The organism is Sphingomonas endolithica, from assembly GCF_025231525.1.
In the GTDB taxonomy this organism is placed as follows: Bacteria; Pseudomonadota; Alphaproteobacteria; order Sphingomonadales; family Sphingomonadaceae; genus Sphingomonas; species Sphingomonas endolithica.
Genome location: NZ_CP103057.1, coordinates 3286234 through 3310526, shown reverse-complemented (window position 1 = coordinate 3310526; position 24293 = coordinate 3286234). Strand labels below are relative to the sequence as shown.

The 24293-nt window shown below is 64.9% G+C and carries 22 protein-coding genes; 7 read left to right on the top strand and 15 right to left on the bottom strand.

Annotated features, from left to right (window positions below; all coding sequences use genetic code 11):
• Positions 1 to 5 precede the first annotated feature (5 nt).
• The 4 genes from murA to NV382_RS15535 all read right to left on the bottom strand — a co-directional run bounded on the left by murA (position 6) and on the right by NV382_RS15535 (position 4865).
• Positions 6 to 1289 carry a UDP-N-acetylglucosamine 1-carboxyvinyltransferase gene (gene murA / locus NV382_RS15550; protein ID WP_260597620.1) on the bottom strand — a complete coding sequence of 428 codons (1284 nt, stop codon included), beginning with the start codon at positions 1287 to 1289 and terminating at the stop codon, positions 6 to 8.
• A 421-nt stretch (positions 1290 to 1710) separates the two neighbouring features.
• Positions 1711 to 2043: an ATP-dependent Clp protease adapter ClpS gene (clpS, locus tag NV382_RS15545; protein ID WP_260600443.1), complete on the bottom strand. Its 333-nt coding sequence runs from the start codon at positions 2041 to 2043 to the stop codon at positions 1711 to 1713.
• A gap of 172 nt (positions 2044 to 2215) precedes the next feature.
• Positions 2216 to 3022 (bottom strand): phasin family protein, encoded by an 807-nt coding sequence (locus tag NV382_RS15540; RefSeq protein WP_260597619.1) that lies wholly within the window; start codon positions 3020 to 3022, stop codon positions 2216 to 2218.
• A gap of 109 nt (positions 3023 to 3131) precedes the next feature.
• Positions 3132 to 4865 (bottom strand): PHA/PHB synthase family protein, encoded by a 1734-nt coding sequence (locus NV382_RS15535; protein WP_260597618.1) that lies wholly within the window; start codon positions 4863 to 4865, stop codon positions 3132 to 3134.
• 294 nt (positions 4866 to 5159) lie between these two features.
• Between NV382_RS15535 and NV382_RS15530 the strand changes: the two genes are divergently transcribed.
• From NV382_RS15530 to NV382_RS15520, 3 genes are all read left to right on the top strand, one after another.
• On the top strand, positions 5160 to 6365 hold the full coding sequence (locus tag NV382_RS15530) for an LL-diaminopimelate aminotransferase (protein ID WP_260597617.1): 1206 nt from the start codon (positions 5160 to 5162) through the stop codon (positions 6363 to 6365).
• A gap of 19 nt (positions 6366 to 6384) precedes the next feature.
• Positions 6385 to 6846 (top strand): RidA family protein, encoded by a 462-nt coding sequence (locus NV382_RS15525; protein WP_260597616.1) that lies wholly within the window; start codon positions 6385 to 6387, stop codon positions 6844 to 6846.
• Positions 6847 to 6998: 152 nt separating this feature from the next.
• Entirely contained in the window at positions 6999 to 8135 is a 1137-nt protein-coding gene (locus tag NV382_RS15520) for a GNAT family N-acetyltransferase (RefSeq protein ID WP_260597615.1), read from the top strand.
• A gap of 224 nt (positions 8136 to 8359) precedes the next feature.
• Here NV382_RS15520 and NV382_RS15515 read toward each other — a convergent pair whose 3' ends face one another.
• From NV382_RS15515 to NV382_RS15485, 7 genes are all read right to left on the bottom strand, one after another.
• Entirely contained in the window at positions 8360 to 10018 is a 1659-nt protein-coding gene (locus NV382_RS15515) for a hypothetical protein (RefSeq protein ID WP_260597614.1), read from the bottom strand.
• A 12-nt stretch (positions 10019 to 10030) separates the two neighbouring features.
• Entirely contained in the window at positions 10031 to 11815 is a 1785-nt protein-coding gene (locus NV382_RS15510) for a hypothetical protein (protein ID WP_260597613.1), read from the bottom strand.
• On the bottom strand, positions 11812 to 13317 hold the full coding sequence (locus NV382_RS15505; RefSeq protein ID WP_260597612.1) for an NAD(P)/FAD-dependent oxidoreductase: 1506 nt from the start codon (positions 13315 to 13317) through the stop codon (positions 11812 to 11814). Before NV382_RS15505 ends, NV382_RS15510 begins: the two co-directional genes overlap by 4 nt.
• A gap of 78 nt (positions 13318 to 13395) precedes the next feature.
• Positions 13396 to 14616 (bottom strand): argininosuccinate synthase, encoded by a 1221-nt coding sequence (locus tag NV382_RS15500; RefSeq protein WP_260597611.1) that lies wholly within the window; start codon positions 14614 to 14616, stop codon positions 13396 to 13398.
• A 35-nt stretch (positions 14617 to 14651) separates the two neighbouring features.
• The gene (locus NV382_RS15495) at positions 14652 to 15893 is read right to left on the bottom strand and encodes an SAM-dependent methyltransferase (protein ID WP_260597610.1); all 1242 of its coding nucleotides are present in this window, start codon (positions 15891 to 15893) and stop codon (positions 14652 to 14654) included.
• Positions 15894 to 15911: 18 nt separating this feature from the next.
• The gene (locus tag NV382_RS15490) at positions 15912 to 16664 is read right to left on the bottom strand and encodes a molybdopterin-dependent oxidoreductase (RefSeq protein WP_260600442.1); all 753 of its coding nucleotides are present in this window, start codon (positions 16662 to 16664) and stop codon (positions 15912 to 15914) included.
• 2 nt (positions 16665 to 16666) lie between these two features.
• On the bottom strand, positions 16667 to 17437 hold the full coding sequence (locus NV382_RS15485) for a cytochrome b/b6 domain-containing protein (protein WP_260597609.1): 771 nt from the start codon (positions 17435 to 17437) through the stop codon (positions 16667 to 16669).
• A 66-nt stretch (positions 17438 to 17503) separates the two neighbouring features.
• Between NV382_RS15485 and NV382_RS15480 the strand changes: the two genes are divergently transcribed.
• A complete protein-coding gene (locus NV382_RS15480) occupies positions 17504 to 18109 on the top strand; it encodes a flavin reductase family protein (RefSeq protein ID WP_260597608.1) in 606 nt (201 codons plus the stop codon).
• 167 nt (positions 18110 to 18276) lie between these two features.
• Here NV382_RS15480 and NV382_RS15475 read toward each other — a convergent pair whose 3' ends face one another.
• The 4 genes from NV382_RS15475 to NV382_RS15460 all read right to left on the bottom strand — a co-directional run bounded on the left by NV382_RS15475 (position 18277) and on the right by NV382_RS15460 (position 21554).
• The gene (locus tag NV382_RS15475) at positions 18277 to 19041 is read right to left on the bottom strand and encodes a sulfite exporter TauE/SafE family protein (RefSeq protein ID WP_260597607.1); all 765 of its coding nucleotides are present in this window, start codon (positions 19039 to 19041) and stop codon (positions 18277 to 18279) included.
• Positions 19042 to 19163: 122 nt separating this feature from the next.
• Positions 19164 to 20372 (bottom strand): dual-specificity RNA methyltransferase RlmN, encoded by a 1209-nt coding sequence (gene rlmN, locus NV382_RS15470; protein WP_260597606.1) that lies wholly within the window; start codon positions 20370 to 20372, stop codon positions 19164 to 19166.
• Between the two features lie 37 nt (positions 20373 to 20409).
• Positions 20410 to 20898 carry a hypothetical protein gene (locus NV382_RS15465; RefSeq protein ID WP_260597605.1) on the bottom strand — a complete coding sequence of 163 codons (489 nt, stop codon included), beginning with the start codon at positions 20896 to 20898 and terminating at the stop codon, positions 20410 to 20412.
• The gene (locus NV382_RS15460) at positions 20895 to 21554 is read right to left on the bottom strand and encodes a histidine phosphatase family protein (protein ID WP_260597604.1); all 660 of its coding nucleotides are present in this window, start codon (positions 21552 to 21554) and stop codon (positions 20895 to 20897) included. Before NV382_RS15460 ends, NV382_RS15465 begins: the two co-directional genes overlap by 4 nt.
• A 138-nt stretch (positions 21555 to 21692) precedes the next feature.
• On the opposite strand from NV382_RS15460, the gene NV382_RS15455 reads away from it, so the two are divergent.
• The 3 genes from NV382_RS15455 to NV382_RS15445 all read left to right on the top strand — a co-directional run bounded on the left by NV382_RS15455 (position 21693) and on the right by NV382_RS15445 (position 24282).
• Positions 21693 to 22301: an outer membrane protein gene (locus tag NV382_RS15455; protein WP_260597603.1), complete on the top strand. Its 609-nt coding sequence runs from the start codon at positions 21693 to 21695 to the stop codon at positions 22299 to 22301.
• 182 nt (positions 22302 to 22483) lie between these two features.
• Complete coding sequence (gene dnaN, locus NV382_RS15450) at positions 22484 to 23596, top strand: DNA polymerase III subunit beta (RefSeq protein WP_260597602.1); 1113 nt, start codon at positions 22484 to 22486, stop codon at positions 23594 to 23596.
• A 236-nt stretch (positions 23597 to 23832) separates the two neighbouring features.
• A complete protein-coding gene (locus NV382_RS15445; RefSeq protein WP_260597601.1) occupies positions 23833 to 24282 on the top strand; it encodes a DUF1795 domain-containing protein in 450 nt (149 codons plus the stop codon).
• The last annotated feature ends 11 nt before the right edge of the window (positions 24283 to 24293 follow it).

Sequence of the window (24293 nt, the reverse complement as noted above, 5' to 3'; positions counted from 1 at the left end):
GTGACTCACCCATCGCCAACGCGCTCGATGTCCGCCCCGACCGCACTCAATTTCTCTTCCAGCCGCTCATACCCGCGATCGAGGTGATACACCCGGCCGACCTCGGTCTGCCCCTCCGCGACCAGACCGGCGATGATCAGGCTCATCGAGGCGCGCAGGTCGGTTGCCATTACCGGCGCGCCGGTCAGGCCGCTTACGCCGCGGACGATCGCGGTGCGGCCGCTGACCTGGATGTCGGCACCCATCCGCGCCAATTCCGGCACGTGCATGTAGCGATTCTCGAAGATCGTCTCGGTCAGCACGCTGGCGCCATCCGCCATCGTCAGCATCGCCATCAGCTGCGCCTGCATGTCGGTGGCGAAGCCCGGGAATGGCGCGGTGGAGAGCGTCAGCGGCTGGAGGCGGTCGGGCGCGTCGACGAACAGGCTGCGCCCGCGTTCCTCGACCTTCACGCCCGCTTCGACCAGAGCGGAGATCGTCGCGCGCATATTGTCCGCGCCGATTCCGACCAGTTCGACCGAGCCGCCGGTGATCGCCGCCGCACAGGCATAGCTGCCCGCCTCGATCCGGTCGGGCATGACCGCATAGGTCGCGCCGTGCAGGCGATCGGTGCCTTCGATCGTCAGCGTCTCGCTGCCGATGCCGTCGATCTTGGCGCCCATCGCCACCAGGCAATTGCACAGATCGACGATCTCCGGCTCGCGCGCGGCATTCTCGATCACCGACGTGCCGCGGGCGAGCACCGCTGCCATCACGACATTCTCGGTCGCGCCGACCGACACTATCGGGAAGGTGTAGCGGCCACCGGCCAGGCGGCCGCCCGGCGCAGTCGCTTTGACATAGCCCGCCGCGAGTTCGATCTCTGCGCCGATCGCCTCCAGCGCCTTCAGGTGAAGATCGATCGGGCGATTGCCGATCGCGCAGCCGCCGGGCAGCGACACGGTCGCCTCACCGCCGCGCGCGACCAGCGGCCCAAGCACCAGGATCGAGGCGCGCATCTTGCGCACGATATCATACGGCGCCTCGCTCGAGGTGAGCTTGCCGGCGCGGATCGTCATCACGCGGCCGAAATCCTCCGGCCGGCTGCCCTCGATCCGGGTCGACGCACCGAGCTGATTGAGCAGGTGTCCGAAACTGTCGACATCAGCGAGACGCGGCAGATTGCGCAGCGTCAGCGGCTCGTCGGTCAGCAGCGCGCACGGCATCAGGGTGAGCGCGGCGTTCTTGGCACCGGAGATCGGCAAGCGGCCGGAAAGGCGGTTACCGCCGCGAATGAGAATTCTGTCCATGCGGGAGCTTTATCGCACGCGTTCCGCCATGCAAGCGCGCGGAGGGCCTTGGGGCAGATCGTCAGTGGAGATTCGTGCGCGCTGCGGTAAATGGCAGAGCTCTATCAACCAAACCGTCACTCCCTTGATGCGTACCCCTACCCTCCAGTCATTCCCGCGTAGGCGGGAATCCATGGTGGCTGGCGCCGTTGCTCTTTTCAAAGCCTCGATATTATGGATCCCCGCCTGCGCGGGGATGACGATACAAGCGACATGGTCGAAGGGTGTCACCCCGGACTTGTTCCGGGGTCCACCAAGCGCCTTACGACGCGCATCGTGCATCGAAGGCGGAGCGTGCGGCGCGGTGGACCCCAGCACACGTCCGGCGTGACGTCGAGGAGATTACCCCGCTCCCCGCATCAACCTTTAAGCGAGAGCAGCCTCAGGCCTTTTCCAGCGTGCATTGCAGCGGATGCTGGTTCTGGCGGGCGAATTCGGTGACCTGCGCTACCTTGGTCTCGGCGACCTCGTAGCTGAACGTGCCGCAGACCCCGACGCCCTTCTGGTGAACGTGCAGCATCACGCGCGTCGCCGCTTCCATGTCCATGCGGAAGAAACGCTGCAGCACCAGCACGACGAATTCCATCGGAGTGTAATCGTCGTTGAGGAGCAGCACGCGGTAAGGAGTCGGCTGCTTGGTCTTGACGCGGGTCTGCGTGGCGACGCCGGTGCCGTCGTTGCCGTCATCCGGGCCGCCGTCGCGGCGTTCGGCCATGGCGTATGGGGTGTGATGATCGATCATGAGTTCCGAAAATATGGCATCAAGGGGCCGGGGGGCAAGGGGTAGCAAACGCTTGCCGCTCGATTATCCACCGTAGCAGGGCTGGATGAAACGAAAAGGGCGGCACCTTTCGGCACCGCCCCCATGGAAGTATCGAGTCGCCGGCTCAGGCGGCGATCTTGACCTTCTCGGCCGCGATCGCGACGCGGTTCGACACCGGCTGGGCGACTTCGCCGGCCAGCTTCAGCATCGCTTCGGTGTTCTTCGAGGTCTGCGCGACCAGCTGGTCGAGCGACGAGCGGACGAAATCGCTCTGCAGCTTGAAGAAGTCGGTCGGCGACTTCACGGCCGACATGCTCTTGAACGCGGCGGTCGCGCCTTCGATCTGGCGGCGGCTGAACTCGGCGGCTTCCTGGCTCATCGCTTCGATGCCGCGTGCGGCGATCTTGCTGCTCTCGACGATGGCTTCGATGTTGCCCTTGCCGAAGTCGTTCATCTCGGCGATCGCCTTGGTGCCCTTGGCACTGGCATCGGCGAACATCGTCTTGGCCTTGTCGGCCATGTCATTGGTGTTGGTGTTGGCATTATCGAACGGTGCGGTGGTCGTGGCGTCCATGGTCGGTTCCTTCATGATGGCCTCGGTCGTTGCGACGGAGGGTTCGACGGTTTCTTCGAGCTTTTCAGCGACAGGCGGGGCCGTGACGGCCTTCTTCTTGGCCACGGGCGCAGGCGCCTGGGCGGGAATCAGGGAAGCGGCGGGTGGCGATGCGGGCAGCGGATCGATCGCCGGGGTCGCAGCGGCCGGTGCCTCGATCGCCACGAACGGCGGCTGAGGTGCGGCCGCCGGCTTTGGTGTTCCAGCTTGCGTCGGGACGAACGCAGGAACGTCGCCGGGTGCGGTGATTGCCGGTGGCACCGCGGCGAGATCAACCTTCGCTACGGTCTTCTTGCCGGTCGGTGTCTTGCTGGCCATCGCGCGGTCCTCGCAGTGTTTTGCTGCAGTGCGATATAATCGCCAGCGGCGCGCGTGCAAGTGTTTTTGTGCACTGCACCATCCTTTTTAATTGTCTTATAATAAGATCTTAGCGGGCAGCGACATAGCTCCCGGGTGCCTCGCCAATTGCCTTCAACTTGCCTTTGCCAGGCACGCGTGCCCCCTCGGCGGGCACCGTCGCCTCATCCTGCGCGGTCAGCCAGTCGATCCAATCCGGCCACCAGCTACCCTTGGTCTCGGTGGCGCCGGCGACGAACTCCTCCAGCGTCTCCACAGGGTTAGGATTGACCCAATATTGGTATTTCCCCTGTGACGGCGGATTGACCACGCCGGCGATATGCCCGGACCCGGCCAGCACGAACTTGATCGGGCCGGCGAAGTGCCGCGTCATCTCCCAAACGCTGGCGACCGGCGCGATATGATCTTCCTTCCCGGCCTGGATATAGGCAGGCGTGGTGACCTTGGTCAGATCGATCGGCGTACCACCGACCGACAGTGCACCCGGCTTCACCAGCAGATTGTCGCGGTACAGGTCGCTCAGATAGCTTTGGTGCCATTTCGCCGGCAGGTTGGTGGTGTCGCCATTCCAGTGCAACAGGTCGAACGGCACATAATCCTGGCCCAGCAGGTAATTGTTGGTGACATAATTCCAGATCAGGTCACGACCGCGCAGCGCATTGAAGGTCAGTGCCATGTAGCGCCCGTCGAGAAACCCATCCGGCGACAGCGCCGCGACCGAGGCCAGTTGCTCATCGTCGATGAAGTGGCGCAATTCGCCGGCCTGGGCGAAGTCCACCTGCGCGGTAAAGAAGGTCGCGCTCTTGATCCGGTCCGCCCGGCCCGGCGCCGCCTCCACCGCGAGCGTCGCCGCCAATGTCGTGCCCGCCACGCAATAGCCGATCGTATGCGCGGCCGGCACGTCCAGCGCATCCCGGATCACGTCCACCGCCTCCACCTGTGCCGCGACGTAATCGTCCCATTGCACGTCCTTCATGCTGGCATCGGCGGATTTCCACGAGACCATGAACACGGTGATGCCCTGCTCGACCACCCAGCGGATGAAGCTCTTCTCGGGCGTGAGATCCAGGATGTAGAAGCGATTGATCCAGGGCGGGAAGATGACCAGCGGCACCGCCAGCACCGACTCGGTCACCGGCGTATATTGGATCAGTTCGTAGAGCGGGGTGCGGTGCACCACCTTGCCCGGCGTCATCGCCAGGTTGCGGCCGAGCTCGAAGGCGGTCGGGTCGGTATGCGTCACCTGGCCCTTGCCGATATCGGCGAGCATGTTCTGCAGGCCCTTCAGCAAATTCTCGCCGCCTGTCTCCAGCGTCTTCTGCAGCACGACCGGGTTGGTCGCGGGGAAGTTGGACGGGCTCATCGCCTCCAGGAAACCGCGCGCGGCAAAGCGCATGCGATCCTTCTGCTTGGCGTCCACGCCGTCCAGCGCGTCGATGCCCTGCATCAGGTGGTCGGAGATCAGGAAATAGCTCTGGCGGATCCAGTCGAATACCGGTTCGCGCCAGGCGGGATCCTTGAAGCGCTTGTCGCGCGCATGTTCGGGCGAGTCCTCCCCCGTCGCCGCAGCCTTGGCCGGATCGAGAAAACGCTGCCACAGATCCAGGCTGTCGCTCCAGAAACTCTGCGCGCGGGCGATCGTCGCGGGATCGGTGAGGCCGGGCACGGCGGGCAGCGCCGTCTTGCCAAGCGCCTCCATCCCCTGTTCCATCATCATCTGCTGCGCGCGGCCCAGCACCCAGGTCCAATGCTGCATGTCCGCAAGACTGAGGATCGATGGAGGGCTGTTGCGATCTTCGGCCATGTCTCTCTCCTGCCTCTTCCTAGCCGCAACCACCATGATGGCGAAAGCACGCAACACGTCGCCCGGGCGAAGGCGAGACTTACGTAATTACCCGTCACCCCGGACTTGTTCCGGGGTCCACCGTGCCGCGCTTTCCCAACGCATTGGTTTTGCGACGGGGGTGGACCCCGGAACAAGTCCGGGTGACGGTAAGGTGATCGTTTTGCTCATCTAGGCCAACCCCCCGCTTCGCGGGGATGACGAAGGGGTGCGGAATGACGTAAGACCAGCGTTCCTCAAGCTTCGGAAACGCACATGTCCGACGATTTCTACCGCATCAAGCGCTTGCCCCCCTATGTCATCGCCGAAGTGAACGCGATGCGGGCCGCGGCGCGCGCGGGCGGAGAGGACATCATCGATCTCGGCATGGGCAATCCCGATCTGCCGCCGCCGCCGCACGTGATCGAGAAGCTGATCGAAGTGGTGCGCAAGCCGGACGCGCACGGTTATTCGCAGTCCAAGGGCATTCCCGGTCTGCGGCGTGCACAGGCGAATTACTACGGCCGCCGCTTCGGCGTGGATGTCGATCCCGAGAGCGAGGTCGTGGTGACGATGGGGTCGAAGGAAGGGCTGGCCAGCCTGGCCACCGCGATCACCGCCCCCGGCGACGTCGTGCTCGCGCCCAACCCGAGCTACCCGATCCACACGTTCGGCTTCATCATCGCCGGGGCGACAATCCGCGCGGTGCCGACCACGCCGGACGAAGCGTATTTCGACAGCCTGGAGCGCGCGATGGCGTTCACCGTGCCGCGGCCGTCGATCCTGGTGGTGAACTATCCGTCGAACCCGACCGCCGAGACGGTGGATCTCGCTTTTTACGAGCGGCTGGTCGCCTGGGCGAAGGACAATCAGGTGTGGATCATCTCGGACCTTGCCTATTCCGAGCTTTATTATGACGGCCAGCCCACCGTCTCGATCCTGCAGGTGAAAGGCGCCAAGGACATTGCGGTCGAATTCACCTCGCTCAGCAAGACCTATTCGATGGCCGGCTGGCGGATCGGCTTCGCGGTCGGCAACAAGACGCTGATTGCCGCCATGAGCCGGGTGAAATCCTATCTCGATTATGGCGCGTTCACGCCGATCCAGGCCGCCGCCTGCGCCGCGCTGAACGGCCCGCAGGAGATCGTCGCGGCCAATCGCGAATTGTATCACAAGCGCCGCGACGTGCTGGTGGAGAGCTTCGGCCGCGCCGGATGGGACATCCCCTCCCCCCGCGCGAGCATGTTCGCCTGGGCACCGCTGCCGCCCGCACTCGCGCATCTTGGCAGCCTGGAATTCTCCAAGCAGATGCTGGCGCACGCCAAGGTCGCGGTGGCACCCGGCGTCGGCTATGGCGAAAACGGCGAGGGCTTCGTGCGCATCGCGCTGGTCGAGAACGAGCAGCGCCTGCGCCAGGCCGCACGTAACGTACGCAAATACCTGCAAAGCATGGGCGTCAACACGCCCGCCCGTTCCGCCTGAGCTGACGAAAGAGACGATGATGACCGAACGCGTAGATACCAAGCTGGCCGAGCTCGGCCTGACCCTGCCACAGGCCGCCGCGCCGATCGCTTCCTATGTGCCGGCAGTGGAAGCGGGCGGGTTGCTGCACGTGTCCGGCCAATTGCCGTTCAAGGACGGCGCGGTGATGATCGGGCGCTTGGGCGAGGACCGCGATCTCGCTTACGGGCAGGAAGCGGCCCGGGCCTGCGCGCTGATGGTCGTCGCGCAGGTAAAGCTGGCGCTGGGCGACCTCGCCCGGGTCAAGCGGATCGTGAAGCTCGGCGTGTTCATCAATTCGCATGCCGATTTCACCGACCAGCCCAAGGTGGCGAACGGGGCCTCCGATCTGATGGTCGCGTTGTTCGGCGATGCGGGCAAGCATGCGCGCGCCGCGGTCGGCGTGCCGGCGCTGCCGCTGGGCGCCGCGGTGGAGATCGATGCGATCGTCGAAATTGGCTGACCTTTCTCCACCCATACCACCTCGTTCTCCCGCGAAAGCGGGAGCCCAGGGCCTCATAGGACGACCCTAGCGGCCCTGAGCCCCTGCATTCGCAGGGGAACGGCATCAACAACGCCTTGGCCTAAGTCATTGTCCACCCTACCTACAGTGCAATGACCGCCGTCACCGCCCACATCGCCGACGGCGTCGCAGCCATCCCCGCCGCCGATTGGGATGCTTGCGCGGGGGCGGACAATCCGTTCCTCAGCCACGCCTTCCTGTCGATCGTCGAGCAATCCGGCAGCGCCACGCCGCGCACCGGCTGGCAACCGATTCCGATCGTCATCGACGGCGCCGATGGCCGCCCCGTCGCGATCGCGCCTGCTTATGCCAAGAGCCACAGCCAGGGCGAATATGTCTTCGATCACGGCTGGGCCGATGCGTGGGAGCGCGCCGGCGGTTCCTATTATCCCAAGCTGCAGATCGCCGCCCCCTTCACGCCCGTGCCGGGCCCGCGCCTGCTGCTGCGCGATCCGGCGCAGGCCGCGCCATTGCTGGCCGCGATCGAGGCAATCACCAACCGACACGGTCTGTCCTCCGCGCACGCCACCTTCATCGCGCCCGATCAGGTTCCCTTGTTCGAAGCCGCGGGCTGGCTGATCCGCACCGGCACGCAGTTCCACTGGCGCAACGAAGGCTATGGCAGCTTCGACGATTTCCTCGGCGCGCTAGCCAGCCGCAAGCGCAAGGCGATCCGCAAGGAACGTGCCGCCGCCGTCGAAGGGCTGACGATCCGACATGTCAGTGGCCCCGACATCAGCGAAGCCGACTGGGACGCGTTCTGGGTGTTCTACCAGGACACCGGCGCGCGCAAATGGGGCAAGCCGTACCTCACCCGCCCGTTCTTTACGCTGCTCGGGCAGACCATGGCCGACCGCGTGCTGTTGATCCTGGCCGAGCGGGATGGCGTGCCGATTGCGGGTGCGCTGAACCTGATCGGCGCCGACACGCTGTACGGCCGCTATTGGGGCTGTACCGAGGACGTGCCGTTCCTGCATTTCGAATTATGCTATTATCAAGCGATCGACGCCGCGATCGCGCGCGGCCTGACGACGGTCGAGGCCGGCGCGCAGGGCGAACACAAGCTCGCACGCGGCTATGTGCCCGTCACCACCTGGTCGGCGCATTACATTCCGGACCGCAACTTCCGCCGCGCGATCGCCGATTTCCTCGAGCGCGAACGCGAGAGCGTGGTGTCGGACCAAGAGTATCTGGCCGAACTGACGCCGTTCAAGAAGGCCGGCGCCTAAGAGGGAGCTATCCGGGCCCGGGCAAGTCCCGCGTCAGTTCCGAAGTGCGCCTGCACCAGCCAAGCCGTCACCCCGGACTTGTTCCGGGGTCCACCGAGCGGCTTTCGACAAGGATCGTGCATCGAGCGCAGAGCGTCCGGCACGGTGGATCCCGGAACAAGTCCGGGGTGACGATTAGAGGCTACCAGCGCCGCTAGCTAAAGGTCGCCATTTCCTAACCCAGCCTAAAACGACGCGCGCCACGTAATCCGGGGATGAACCTCGGCATCGCTGACGAACACGCCCGGCTTGCTGTGATCGATGCGGTACAGGACGCTCGTCCCATCGCGCCACACCTCGACCAGTCCCTGGTTGAACTTCGGATCATAAGCCGGTGGCTCGATCAGCCAGACATAGTCGAATGCCCGGCGCGGCATGCGCGCCAGCGCACGGTTGATCGGCCGCCACCATTCGCGCGGACACTGGATGCTGGTCACGATCTGCGACGGGTCGTGCGCGAACCGCCCGGCCGGCAGATATTTGACCGTCAGCAACTGCGCGCCGGCCATCGACCATTGATCGTTGGTATAAGCCAGCCGCCGCTCCAGCGCGAGCGCCGGCATATGCTCGACCCGCGTCATCAGCCACCGGTTGCCGCATTCCTGCCCGACGAAGCTCACCAGCCGTGCGCCGATCGGCACATGCTCCAGCGCCTTCAACTCGCGATCGTATTTGGCATCGAACATCCAGTAGCTGACCGTGCCCGCTCCGATCCGCACCAGGAAGAACGCGCAGCCGAGCACCGCCAGCGTCGTCGCCCGGCGCCTGGACAGGCCGGCGCGCGGGCGCAGCGCGATCACCGCGACGGCGATCATGAATGGTGCCAGCCGCATGTCGGCATAGGCCGACCCGAACACGATCCGCGGCAGTGCCACGAACATCGCCATCAGAAACAGCGCCGACAGCCCCAGATTGCGCGAATATTCGATGTTCGGATCGCGAAAGCCGCGGAACAGGATCAGGTACAAGGTGGCGATCGAGGCAATGTCGAACAGCTCCCAACGGTCCTTCAGCACCATCGTCAGCCAGCCGGTCTTGGCGCGCCAGTTGAACCAGTCGCCGGTCTGCCCGGTGACGTGATCGCCCGATCGCCAGACGATCATCAGCACCATCGGCAGCGCCAGCGGCAGGCAGTGCAGCCCGGCCTTGAACCACGCCTCGATCCAATGCCCGCGCCGGATCCGTTCCCATATCCCGACATGCCGGCCGGCATCGCCGCGCCGCTCGGTCATCAGATCATGCTGGCGGATCATCTCGGCGGAAAAGGCGAGCACGCCCAGCACGCCCCAGCCAAAGGTATGGCACAACCACAACAGGCAGGAGAGCGGCACGAAAACGATGCCGCGCAGCCGGAGCTTGCCGAGGCGCGCCATGCGCAGCCACAAGGCGAACAGGTTGAGCGACAGCGCCATGGCCAGCGCGAAATTGACGAAGCCGAACTGGAACGGGAAGCTGTAGGCGAGCGGCAGCGCGAACAAGGCCGTGGGCGGAATGCGCCCATGCACTTCGCGCGCGATCCACAACAGGCCGAGCACGGTGAGTGCCGGAATGCAGATCACGATCAGCTTGACCGCCAGTTCCAGGCCGAACACGGGCGCCAGCGGAACGATCAGCAGGTCGATGCCCAGATTGCCGATCAGCGACCATTTGAAATCGTACCAGTCGGCGAGCCACGGCACCTGCCCGATCGCCAGCTGCACCCGGTACCGCCCCATATGCCCAGGCAGATCGACCAACGGCGGGATATCGGGTTTGAGCAGCGGAATGATCGAGACGAGCACCATCAACGCCACGAACCAGCGCGTCTGCCACCACTCAAGTGGTCGAGAGTGATCTTCCCCCATAAGAGCGCACCCTTAGGGCCGCGCAGGCATCCGCGACAAGGGCTTGCGCGACGGATCGCCGACACGCCACACCAGCAAGGGCGATCCGTCCAGGGTGACGGGTGTCAGCCAATCGAAACGCTCGCCACGCTCCAGTCGCGCCCAGAACCCATTGGGCGCATCATTCTTATACAGCTCTGTTTCGAAAAGACCGGGACAACCCACCACGTATTCAGCTCGGCTCCGCAGTATCTCATGGTGCGCATCGTTGGCATTGCCGATGAAAGTCGCCAGCACGCGATGAAGGGCAGCATCATTACGATGATAGCCGGCGCCAATCGCCCGGTGCCGAGTGACGGCCAGCAATTGCGGCGTAATATCGATCGGCGCGAACACGGTGGATTGAGGCAGCGTCGCCAGCGCCGACACGTCGCTGCTATGCCCACAAGACGGTCTTGCGAGATCGCCTGGCCCTGGCCGGGGCGCCGCCGATCGGGGCATTCCGGCAAGCATCGCTCCTCCGACGAGGCCCGGCGACGCGACAAGCAGCGCGCCGGCAGTTGCCAAGATGCGTGGCAAGAGCGCCGGGATGGCCCGGGCGCGGCTCAACAAGGCGTGCAGCACCCACGCCGTGCCCGGCAAGGCGAGGGCGTTGGCCGTACCGCTTGCCCGCATCACGAACACCGAAAGCACGAACGCCACCCCCGCTACCCCTAGCAGCATGGCCCAGCGGCCCCGCGTCGGCCCTGTCGCGGCGCGCAACGCAAGCAACGACCCGACCAGGCCGACAATCGGCATGCCAATCGACATGATTGCCCAAGAAGGAACTTGCCGCCAAACAGGCAGCCCCTCCGAGACATTTTCGTACCACAGACGGTACACCAACTCGTCGAGCGTCGAGAACGGCCCAGCCAAGCATTGCGGCGCCAGCAGCACAGCGATCGTACCACAGCCCAGCCCGACCGCGCCAAGGAGCGCAAGACGTACCGAAAGTGCTGCCGGCCGAAGAAAGCTCGCTGCCGACAGACCCAATGCGGCAGCACAGAGAACAGCCAGCCAACTAGGCGACACCGCGTCGCAGACTGTGTCGAACATCGCCGGACCGCGGGTCGCCGCTTGAAGAACGACAATGGTCGCGAGCAGAGAACAGGACGATGCTACAAGGTAGGCGCGGCGCGTGGGGTCGATCGCCCAGGCCAGGGCAGCCGTCCCCACGATGGCGACGGTAATCGGCAATCCCTCAAGCGAGATGGTGAGGAGAAGGCCCAGAGCGAGACCGCTCAATGCACCACGTCTGAGGCTCGGAGGTCCGAGCAGGAGCATGGTCGCTGCCATCGCCAACACGATCTGCCAACCGTGGTGATCGATCCGCAGCGGTCGCAGCTGGTAGACGAGCGGGACGCTGAGTGGCGCAAGCAGAACCGCCCAGCGCGCTCGCTCTGCATCCAGAAGGCGCCGGGTCATCTCGGCCGCTAGTGCCATCACGCAAAGCAGCGTTAGCAACGGCACGACCGCCAACGCTACACGCGTGGCCAAAGCCGTCCCGACCAACGGATCGAGCGGCACGATGACCGCTGCGAGCGGCAGGTCTACTAACCGTGACCAATGCATTGCGAAGTCGCCACCGTTCAGGCGATGCTGGCCGACATCCCACCAGCTTTGTCCCGCGAGCCAGTCGCGCACCTCGACCAGACGCATCGCGTCGTCGGGGTCGGGAAACCACAATAGGTGCAGCGCCTGGAACGACGCTGCCAGGAGCACGATTGCGGCGACCGCCCAGGCGCCGAGAACCGCCGGCCAAAGCCGGTCATGGCTCATGCCGCTAGGCGGTTCGGCACCGCACGCAGGCTGCCGAGGGCGGCCTGCTCACCCTCGCTACCTGCTTCATGGTATTCGGCGTCTTCATTGACATCCCAGATGTCGTAGAGCTTCTCGCCTGCAACGATGTTGCGAACGGTGAGCATCGCCGTCATCATCGCGTGATCCTGGTTGTTGTAGCGGTGCATGCCGTTGCGGCCGACCAGATGCAGCGTCGGGTACCGCGTCTCCAGCTCGTCACGCATCGCATCGACATTGGCGCGATAGGCGTCGTCATAAACCGGGTAGGCTTTTTCCTGCCGGACGACTCGCCCGCCGACCACCGTGGCTGGATCGCACAGGCCAAGCGTGGCGAGCTCCTGCGTCGCCAGTGCGATCAAATCGGCATCGCTCGACGACCATATACCGTCGCCTTCAAAGCAGAAATATTCGAGGCCGACACAGGCAAGTGCCGCATCGGGCACCATTTCGGGCGACCAGCTGCGGAAATTTTGCACGCGACCGACCTTTACGCGCGGATCGTGAACATAGATCCAATTGTCGGGGAACAGATCGTCCGAGCGGATCATCAACGCGACAGTGAGGAAGTCGCGATAGCCAAGATCGAGCGCGTTGGGCAGCGACTTGGGCAGCGGGTGGATCCGCCCGGCCAGTTCACGCATCGGCGCCGACGAGATAACGTGCTTGGCCTTGATGATCGCAATCTCGTCCTCGTGCTTCACGGCCACGCGCCACCGGCCGGTGACATCGTCATGGCTGAGCTGATGGAGCGATGTTGCCATTTGCACGCGGTTCCCGGCCTCGACCACACGGTCTCGCGCCGCGTCCCACATCATGCCCGGGCCCTGCCGCGGATAGCGGAATGTCTCCAGCAGCGACTTAACCGCCATGCCGTCGTTACGGCGCTTGTGAAGACCAAGCGACCGCTTCAGTCCGTCGAGCACTGCGCCGCCGAGGCTCAGCCCCTTGATGCGCTGCGCCGCCCAATCGGCCGACATCTCGTCGCACGGCATGCCCCACACCTTCTCGGTATAGGTCTTGAAGAAGATCGAATACAGCTTGTGTCCGAACTGGTTGACCACCCATTGTTCGAAGCTCCTGGGGTTCTTGTGGGGGAACGCCTTGGCTTTGGCATAGCTCGCCATGCACAAGGTCGACCGCCACAGCCCTAGGTTCATCAACGCCTCGAAAGCGCGGAGTGGGTAGCTGTAGAACTTGCCCTCGTAGTAGATGCGGCTCATTCGCGGCCGCTCGATGAAATCGTCGGGCAGCAGCTCGTTCCACAGATCGACCACTTCCTTCGACTTTGAGAAGAAGCGGTGCCCGCCAATGTCGAAACGAAAGCCTTCATGCTCCACGGTGCGGCTGATGCCGCCGACATAGATCGGGTCCTTTTCGATCACCGTCACGGAGTAGCCGAGCTTGGTGAGCTGATAGGCGGCGGTCAGCCCAGCGGGCCCTGCACCGATGATCGCCACGTCGACGGCTTGGTCGGGATGCATGTTCAGGCCCTTGGGAAATGGTTTCTCAAGGACCGTATGTGGCGATCAAAGGCTAAGCCATGGTTAACGAATGGTAGATCAATCGCGGTCCCGCCGCCCCAACAACCTGAGCCGCAGCGCCTGCAGCTTAATGAATCCTGCCGCATCGCGCTGGTCATAGGCTCCCTGGTCGTCCTCGAACGTCACGACCTTTTCCGAGTACAACGAATTCGGCGACTTGCGCCCGACCACCGAGACACTGCCCTTGTACAGCTTCAGCCGCACCGTGCCCGCGACCTTTTCCTGGCTGTGGTCGATCGCCGCCTGCAGCATCTCGCGCTCGGGCGAGAACCAGAAGCCGTTATAGATCAGTTCGGCGTAACGCGGCGCAAGCTCGTCCTTGAGGTGCGCGCCCCCCCGGTCGAGCGTCAATTGCTCGATCCCGCGATGCGCGAGATTGTATATCGTGCCGCCGGGCGTCTCATACATCCCGCGCGATTTCATGCCGACGAAGCGGTTCTCGACCAGGTCGAGCCGGCCGATGCCGTGCGTGCGGCCATAATCGTTGAGCTTGGCCAGGAGCGTCGCCGGGCTCATCCCCTCGCCGTTGATCGCCACACCGTCGCCACGCTCGAAATCGACCGTGATATATTCGGGCGTATCGGGCGCGTCTTCGGGGTTGTTGGTGCGCGAATAGACATAGTCCGGCACCTCGTCCCACGGATTTTCCAGCACCAGCCCTTCGGAGGAGGTATGCAGGATGTTGGCGTCGGTCGAGAACGGCGCCTCGCCGCGCTTGTCCTTGCTGACCGGGATCTGATGCTGTTCGGCGAATTCGATCAGGCGCGTCCGGCTGGTCAGATCCCATTCGCGCCACGGCGCGATCACCTTGATGTCGGGTGCCAGCGCATAATAGCCGAGCTCGAAGCGGACCTGGTCGTTGCCCTTGCCGGTCGCGCCATGGCTCACCGCATCGGCGTTCAGCATGCGCGCGATCTCGATCTGGCGCTTGGCGATCAACGGCCGCGCGATCGAGGTGCCGAGCAGGTACAGCCCCTCGTACATCGCGTTAGCGCGCATCATCGGGAAGACGTAGTCGCTGACGAACTCCTCGCGCAAATCGTCGATGAAGATGTGCTCGGGCTTCACGCCGGCGTCCTGCGCCTTCTTGCGCGCGGGCTCCAGTTCCTCGCCCTGCCCCAGATCGGCGGTGAAGGTCACCACCTCGCACTGATAGGTCTGCTGCAGCCATTTCAGGATCACGGAGGTGTCGAGGCCACCCGAATAGGCGAGAACGACACGGTTGATCTGGTCTGTCATGCAACGGCTCCGGCGATACTGAACTCGCGCGCGTCCTATGCGGCGGGGGCGCCTTGAGCAAGCATGCGCTCACCCTCGACCATGTAATCGCGCGTGATCGGCAAGGCGGTGCGGCTGCGCGAGAATTGCAGCTGGTAATTGACCAGGCCGCCGTGGCGGAACGCCTGGCCCGCGCCCGCCAGGTAGAAGGTCCACATGCGGTAGAAGCGTTCGTCGTACAAAGCGACGATCTGCTCCTTGGCCGCCACCGTGCGATCGTACCAGGCATCCAGCGTATAGGCGTAGTGCAGCCGCAGCACCTCGATATCGGTCGGGAACAGCCGCAACCCTTCATACCCGCGCACGATCTCCGATAGCGCCGGGTTGTAGCCGCCGGGGAAGATGTACTTGGCGGTGAAATCGTCGGTGACGCCGGGCTTGCCCATGCGGCCGATCGTGTGAATCAGCATCACGCCGTCTGGCGTCAGCAGGTCGCGGCACTTGCGGAAGAAGGCGCCATAATGTGCCGGGCCGACATGTTCGAACATGCCGACCGAGACGATGCGGTCGAACGTGCCGGTCAGCGAGCGATAGTCGATCAGCTCGAACTTGACCTTGTCGGCAACGCCTGCCTCCTGCGCCCGCCGGCGCGCGACCTTCAACTGCTCCTCCGACAAGGTAACGCCCAGCACCTCGGCGCCGGTCTTGGCGTGCAGATACAGCGCCATGCCGCCCCAGCCGCAGCCGATATCGAGCACGCGCATCCCCGGCGCGATCGCCAGCTTGGCGGCGATGTGCGCCTTCTTGTCGGCCTGCGCCTGTTCCAGGCTGTTGGCAGTATCCGTATAATAAGCGCAGCTATATTGCCGGTCGGCGTCGAGGAAGAGGTCGTATAGCCGGTCGCTGAGGTCGTAATGGTGCGCGACATTCTTCTTCGATTGGCGCGCCATGTTGATCCGCCCCAGGCGGTGCGTGACCGCTTGCACGGCAAGCCGACCGCGGGTCGGCTTCAGCCCGCGCTTGCCCGCTTCCCATGGGCCGTTGCCCGACAGCAGGTTGACGAGGTCGCGGATGTCGCCCTGTTCGATGATCAGGCGGCCGTCCATATAGGCCTCGGCCGCGCCGAGCCCGGGATTGCGCACGATGAAGTTCGCCGCCCCCTTGTCGGTGAAGCGGATCGTCACATCGCGGAAGGCGGGGTCTGCGGTGCCTAAGCGGCTGGTCTTGCCATCGGCGTGGTGGACGGTGAGCTGACCGCGCAAGACGCGGCGGGCGAGGAACAGGTCGATCAGTGCCATGCGCAGCCCAATACCGGCTCAGATGCCGGCATACCAATCGTAATCGACATTGTCCTCCCAATAGCCGCCCTTGCCCAGGCCGATCCCGTCCAGGCTGGCGACCGCATCGATACGCTGCACGTATTTGGCATGCTTGTAGCCCAATTGCCGCTCGACTCGGAGCCTGAGCGGCGCGCCGTGCCCGATATCGAGCAGGCGGTCGTTCATCATCCAGGCCAGGATGGTCTGCGGATGGCGCGCATCGACCAGGTCGATCGATTCGTAATAGTTGGCGCCGCCGTACAGATCGGCGCAGGTGAAGACGATGTAGTGCGCCCGGTCGCTCAGCCCCGCGGCGTCCAGGATCGTCGACAGGCGCGGGCCGCCCCACTTGCCGATCGCGCTCCACCCTTCGACGCAATCGTGCCGCGTGATCTGGGTGCGCGCGGGCAGTTGTCGGATGTCCGCCATCGACAACGCCCGCGGGCGGGTGACGAGCCCCTGCACGACCAGCCGCCAATCGGCGAAACGCGCCGCGGCGTGCGCGGCATATTCAGGCGTATTGGGGTTGGCGGTGCCGTTGGTGCGAAAACGCGGCGACATCTGGTCGGGGCGGAATTCGGGCGCCAGCGCATCACGGTTGGTCAGTGCGCGCTGCAGCCCCTGGTTCATTTTCTCCCCCGAGAACAGGATCTGCCGGAATTGCTGGTTTTCCGCCAGCCGATCGCACCCCGACAGCAGCAATCCGGCCGATGCCGCCGCGCCGCCGATCAATCCGCGCCTGGTGATCAACGTCACAGGCCGCGCTCCCCCAGGCTACCGTCGGGCACCCGCCAGCGCCCGGTGATCATCGAGCGCAGCTCGTTCCACGGCCCGGCGAGGATGACGAGCGTCAGATGCACGACGATGAACAGCACCAGGAACGTGGCGGCGATGAAGTGAACCGAGCGCGCCGATTGCCGGCCGCCGAACACCTCGAGCAGCCACGGCCAGGCGGCATCCATGCCCGGCGACATGGCAAGCCCGGTGAAGATCATCAGCGGGAACGCCACGAAGATGACGACGACATAAGACAGCTTCTGGAAGATGTTATAGGCCTGCGGGTCGGCCGGATCGTGGAAGCGAAACGCCAGATGCTCGCGAAAGTCGTGGCTAATATTGCGCGGGGCAAGCTCCCCGGCCCGTACGCGCAACTTCCGCTGGAAATGCCGGTTGATCAGGCTGACGATCATGAAGGCAAGCAGGGCGAAGGCGAACACCAGGGCAAAGAACAGGTGCCAGCGCCGCGATAGCGCCAGATTGTAGCTGGCGGGAATGGTCAGGACATTGAGCATGGTACCCACCCAGGGCGGCATCCAGTCGAGCGACAGCCACGGCGTGTCGAAATTCGCGCCGTAGCGGCCCCAATACAGATGCGGATGCGCCTTCAGGATGCCGATGCCGCTGCCGATCATGATGAACATCGTGATCGCCGTCACCCAATGCCATAGCCGCGTGACCAGCGCATGCCGGTAGATCGTCGTTCCGGGTGCGGCGGGCGCAGCGATGGGGGATTGCTCGACCATATCCGGTGCTTATCGCGTTCCGCGGCGTTCTAGAACAGCAATCGTCGTTTGAAGGCTATCTGGTCCATGTCCGATCATCATTTCTACGAGCCGGTGAACGGCCACGGTTTGGCGCACGATCCGCTCAACGCCATCGTCGCGCCGCGGCCGATCGGCTGGATCAGCACGCTGAACGCGGCGGGTGTGCGTAACCTGGCGCCCTATTCGTTCTTCAACCTATTCAACTATCGTCCGCCGCTGATCGGCTTTTCGTCGATGGGGTGGAAGGACAGCGTGGCCAACGTCGCGGCGACCGGCGAGTTCGTCTGGAACCTGGTCACCCGTCCGCTTGCCGAGGCGATGAACGCCAGCGCCACCGACCTCAAGGCCGACGAATTCGACCATGCCGGGATCGACGCCGCGCCCTCCCGCCTGGTCGCGCCGCCCCGCGTCGCGGCCAGCCCAGTGGCGTTCGAATGCAAGCTAACGCAACTCATTCGGCTGGAGACGAAAGAAGGCCGCGAACTCGACCAATGGCTGGTGCTTGGCGAAGCAGTCGGCATCCACATCGATCCCGCACTGATCGAGGACGGCATCTACCAAACCGCCCGCGCCAACCCGATCTCGCGCGGCGGCGGGCCGGCCGATTATTTCGAGGTCGGCGAGTTGTTCAAGATGGGTCGGCCGGGATAGGGTTGTCGGCCGCAGCCTTGTTAGACATCCCGCTCCGATTTTCCTCACCGTCACCCCGGACTTGTTCCGGGGTCCACTGCTCCACACGTTGAGCGGCCTGGGAGGATGCGGCACGGCGGACCCGGCAACGAGTCCGGCGTAACGGTGCAGGGATGGTCCCGCTGCGATCAGAAATACGCCCGCCAAAAGAACACCGCCGTCGTCGCCCCGGTCACGAGCAAGGTCCACGCCCTGACCGCCCCTGCCGGCAACCGCCTCCCGATCCGCGTCCCCAGCCAGCCGCCGAGCACCGATCCCACCAGCATCGGCAGGCACGCCGCCCAATCGATCAGCCCCGCCCACACGAACACGATCGCCGCGGCGGCATTGGCGAGCGCCAGCATCAGCGTGCGCGGCGCGAACAGCGCGCGGGGGGATACGCCCGCCAGCAGGCCGTACACGGCGGTAGTCATCAGCCCGACGCCGCCGCCGAAATAGCCGCCATAGATGCCGAGCAACACCTGTGCCGAGATCAGGCTGCGCCGCCCGATCGTCACGCGCCCGTGCAACCAGTCGGCGGCGTGGCGCCCGAACGCGATCACCACGAAGGCGAACAGCAGCAGCCAGGGGATGATCATGTCGAAGGCATGCGTCGGCGTGACGACCAGCAGCCCGCTGCCCGCCAGCCCGCCGAGGAACGTGATGCCGCCGAGCACCCGCACGTCGATGCCGCCAACGGGCGCCAGCTCGCACCGGAACCCCCAGGCGCTCGTCGCCGCGCCCGGCAGCAACGCGACATTGGAGGTCGCATTGGCGGTATCGGCGGGCAAACCGAGCGCGATCAGCGCCGGCAGCGTGGCGAAGGTGCCGCCACCGGCAAGCGCATTCATCGCGCCGCCGACAACGCCGGCGGCAGCGATCACTGCGAACGAAGCTATCGAGATATCGGCCACAAAACCCCGTTCGTGCTGAGCTTGTCGAAGCACGTGCTCCGGACCACGCCCTTCGACAAGCTCAAGACGAACGGCCGTTTTAGAAAAGCTGCGCTCTGAAGAAAGCGAGCCGATTGAAATCGCTAGCCGATGGCCGCCAGTTTTTCTTCGGTTTGCCGATCTCGATCAGCGCGGCTCTGCTTTTCGCTGGCGGTCTTCAACTGCCCGCATGCCGCATCGATATCGCGCCCGCGCGGCGTACGCACCGGCGCCGAAATACCCGCATCGAAGATGATGTTGCTGAACGACTTGATCCGCTCCGGCGTCGAGCAGTCGTACGGCGCGCCCGGCCAGGGGTTGAACGGGATCAGATTGACCTTGGCCGGCAGGTCGTAATGCTTCAGCAAGCGGACCAGCTCGTGCGCCTCGGCATCGCTGTCATTCTTGTCGCGCAGCATCACATATTCGAACGTGATGCGCCGCGCATTATTCGCGCCGGGATAATCGGCGCACGCCTGCAGCAATTGCTCGATGCCGTACTTGCGGTTGATCGGCACCAGCTCGTCGCGCACTTCCTTGGTGACGCCGTGCAGCGATACGGCAAGGTTGACCGCAATCTCCTCCCCCGCGCGCGCCATCATCGGCACGACACCCGACGTGCTGAGCGTGATCCGCCGACGCGACAGGCCAAGGCCGTCACCGTCCATTACGATCTTCAGCGCGTCGCGGACATTGTCGAAATTGTACAGCGGCTCGCCCATGCCCATCATCACGATGTTGGTCAGCATGCGGCCTTCGGGCTGGCTCGGCCATTCGCCCAGCGCGTCGCGTGCCAGCATCACCTGCCCGACGATCTCGCCGGGCGTCAGGTTGCGCACCAGCCGCATCGTGCCGGTATGGCAGAAGGTGCAGTTGAGCGTGCAGCCGACCTGGCTCGACACGCACAAGGTGCCGCGATCGGCATCGGGGATGAACACCATCTCGTAATCCTGCGCGTCGTCCGACCGCAGCAACCACTTGCGCGTGCCGTCGGTCGAGACCTGCGCCTCCACCACGTCCGGCCGGCTGATCACGAAGCGCTGCTCGAGCCACGGCTGCATCGTCTTGCTGATGTCGCTCATCAGCGAGAAATCGGTCACGCCGCGATTGTAGATCCAGTGCCACAATTGCTTGGCGCGCAATTTTGCCTGCTTGGGCTCCAGCTGCGACGTCTCCAGCGCCATGCGCAGATCGAGCTTGGTCAGGCCGAGCAGGTCGATGCGGCCATCGGCACGGGGCTTCAATTCGCGCGGGACGGGCACGGGATCGATATGCCCCGGGATGGGCATCAGGGTCGTCGCGGTGTTGGGCATGGGAACCATGTAGTCGAAAACGCGTGGCTTTTCCAGTTCAGCGTATGCACCCCAGGGACGCCGCGTCGATCGCCGTCGCCGCACCGCGCAGCGTATAGACGTCGGCGAACGGCACGCCTGCTTTGCTGAGCGATTCGACGCTCATGCTGCGGCCCGAGCGGATCGCCGCGACCACCGCGGCATCGGTCCGCCGGTCCGGCGACCAGGCGTCGATGCTGCCGGCGACCAAAGCGAAGCGGCGCTCGCCGACCGACAGCGTCACCCGCGCCCGCGAATCGCGTTCACGGCTCAGGCGGATGTTGAGCTGGTTGCGCGCCCCCTGCCCCGGCCAGGTGGCGATGCTGGCGAACGGGCGCCAGCGCGCGGCACCGGCAGCACGCACCGGCTGGGCAATGGCATAGCAGCGCCTGGGCGCCGCATCGGCGAACGCGCCCCAGCGGTCGAACACGCCGAGCGACGTCTTCGACGAAGGTTCCGCCACGGCCGGCGCGGCGAGCAAGGCGGCCGGCAGCAGCAGGCGGATCATGCCGGGGCGTGCCCGGTGCCGCGATGGACCACACGCTCGCGCCCGCCTTCGATCACCGTCACCGATCCTTGCGGCAACCCGGGCAGCGCCGGCGCGTCGAAGCCGGGCACGCTGGCCGCGCCGGTCATCACCCCGCGCATGACGCGGCTGGAGATGCCGTGCATGATCACCAGCCGGTCGCCCGCGTCGCTCGCGGTATCGCGCAACCAGCCCGACACGCGCGCGGCGATCGCCGGATAGTGCTCGCCGTCCGGCGCGCATCGCAGCAGGCCGCTGGCGGGATCGATCACCGGCCCCGCCTCGGCGACGACATCGGCATAATAACGCCCGCCCCAGCCGCCCATGCCGATCTCGACCAAGCGCGGATCGGTGTGCGCATCATGCCAGTCGAGTTCGAGATGCTCGGCGATCACGCTCAGCGTCTGCAATGCCCGGCCGGTCGGCGATGCCCACAGGGTCAATGCCGGTCTTGCCCCCAGTTCGATGCGCAGCGCCCGGCCCATTTCGTCGGCCTGGGCAAAGCCCGCGCGCGTCAATGGTGTGTGCGGCGCATCCCCCTGCAACCTTTTTGCGGCGTTGAACACGGTCTCCCCGTGCCGCGCGATGAAATCCCGCCCGCACCGTGCCGAGGGGAGCGATACTGCCTTGGAAGCCATGCCCCGCCAATCAACCCCGTGTGGCGCAAAAGCAACGTTTTTCCCTATTTATCTGGGGTTCATGCAACGCCTTGTCCGCCCACCTATTTAGCGATCCCCGGCCGAGAACATGGCGGGGTTGACCAATGGAGTTACACAATGCGTAAGTTTGCTCTCACCGCCGCCAGCCTGCTGGCACTCGGCATTGCCGCACCGGCGTTCGCGCAGGACGTGCCCGTCGAAGCCGCGCCGTTCACCGGCCCCCGTGTCGAAGCCGTTGCCGGGTACGATCATATCGGCGGCGAGAATGGCCGTGACGGCTTCGTGTACGGCGGCGTGCTCGGCTATGACGCGCAGGTCGGCGGCGTGATCCTGGGTGTCGAAGGCGAAATCACCGACGCCACCACCAAGGGCACCGACCGCGGCCTCGTCGCAGCAGGCGACACCTTCCGCATCAGCGCAGGCCGCGATCTGTATGCCGGCGCCCGTCTCGGCTATGCGATCTCGCCGGTCGCGATGATCTACGCCAAGGCTGGTTACACCAACGCACGCATCAACTCGCACTACACGCTCGGCGCCACAAGCGTGCGCGACCATGAGGATGCCGAGGGTTACCGCGTCGGCGCCGGCATCGAGTACAAGCTCGGCACCAACGCCTATGTGAAGGGCGAGTATCGCTACTCGAACTACAGCAACATCGATGGCGCGGATGTCGACATCGATCTGGACCGTCACCAGGTCCTGGCGGGCGTAGGCTTCCGCTTCTAAACCGAACCGGCGCCGGTCCGCCGGCGCGTATATTCGGACAGCAAGGAAGGGCTGGAGCGCTTGCTCCGGCCCTTTTTTTCGTTAAGGTTAGGAGACGGTCAACACCCCCGACTCTACACGGCTGGCGGGTTATAGATTTGGCGGCAGGCTCGACATTGGGCGGCCGGCCCGGGGGAATTTTCATGAAGGCGACGATCGAACGCGCAACCCTGCTGAAGGGGCTGAGCCACGTCCAGTCGGTGGTTGAGCGGCGCAATACCATTCCCATCCTCAGCAACGTGCTGATCGAGGCGACGGCCGAAGGCGGGCTGAAGCTGATGGCGACCGATCTCGATCTGCAGATCAACGAGACGATCGCGGCCGCGGTCGACCAGCCGGGTGCCACCACCGTGTCGGCACACACCCTGTTCGACATCGCGCGCAAGCTGCCCGAAGGCAGCCAGGTCAGCCTGGCCGCAGCGGACGGCAAGCTGACGATCATGGCCGGCCGCGCGCGCTTCCAGCTCGGCACGCTGCCGCGCGACGACTTCCCGGTGATCGCCGAGGGCGAATTGCCGGTGTCGTTCGAACTGCCGGCCGAGACGCTCAAGCAGATCATCGACAAGACGCGCTTCGCCATCTCGACCGAAGAGACGCGTTATTATCTGAACGGCATCTTCCTGCACGTCTCGGACGATCCGCTGCCCGTCCTGAAGGCCGCCGCGACCGACGGCCACCGCCTCGCCCGCGTGACGATGCCGCGGCCGGACGGCGCCGAAAAGATGCCCGACGTGATCATCCCGCGCAAATGCATCGCCGAGCTGCGCAAGCTGCTCGACGAGATCGACGGATCGGTCGGCGTCACGCTCTCGCCGACCAAGATCCGCTTCGATCTCGGCCAGGCATTGCTCACCTCCAAGCTGATCGACGGCACGTTCCCGGATTACAGCCGCGTCATCCCGACCGGCAACGACAAGATCCTCAAGATCGATCCGCGCAGCTTCGAGGAAGGCGTCGACCGCGTGTCGACCATCGCGACTGAAAAGACGCGCGCGGTGAAGATGGCGCTGGACCGCGACAAGATCACCCTGTCGGTCACCTCGCCCGAAAACGGCACGGCGGCAGAAGAAGTGCCCGGCGAATATGTCGCCAACGGGTTCGAGATCGGCTTCAACAGCCGCTATCTCCTCGACATTTTGGGGCAGCTGGACGGCGACACGATCGAGGTCCACCTCGCCGACGCCGCCGCCCCGACGCTGATCCGCGAGAACGACAAGAGTTCGGCGCTGTACGTCCTGATGCCGATGCGGGTGTAAGGGCGATTATCGGAGCGCCTAGCGAACGGATCACGGTCAGGGTGTCGCTGCTGTTCAGCTGATTGCAGCACGCGTCACCCGGCCGGCGCCGGCACGTGGATCGTTGGTCGACCATGGCTGGCAATCGTGGATCGGTCGGCTATGATGCGCCAGAGCGGGGCAGTATAGTTCCGCCGGAAGATCGCGGTGCGAATGCGCTCCGATCAAGTCGTCCGATGCACGAGTGGGAGTCGATCTTGGCCACTGTTCCAGACATCACGGTCTCCGGCCGCCGCCCGGATGGCTGGATCGACAAGACCATGATCATCTATTCGGCGCCAGCACAGCCGGGCCAGGCGATAGCGGCGAACATGCTGATCGCACGCGATGCGCTGGGCGGCCAGGAAACCTTCCGCGAATATTGCAATCGCCAGATCGACGGGTTCCGCACCACCCTGCCGCAGTTCCACCGCGAGACGGAGGGGCCGGGCCGCGTACAGGATCGCGACGCGTTCCAGATCCTGTTCACCTGGATGTCCGGCGCGGGCACGCTGCGCCAGCGCGTATTCTTCATCTCTGCCGGTTCTGGCGTGGTAGTGACCTTCACGGCGACTGCTGCGCTGGACGATTACGCCGCACACGAAGCGGCGTTCGACCGAGGGCTCGCCGACCTAGTCATCGCGCCTGCGCGAGACCTGCAGCATTGATCGACCCATGA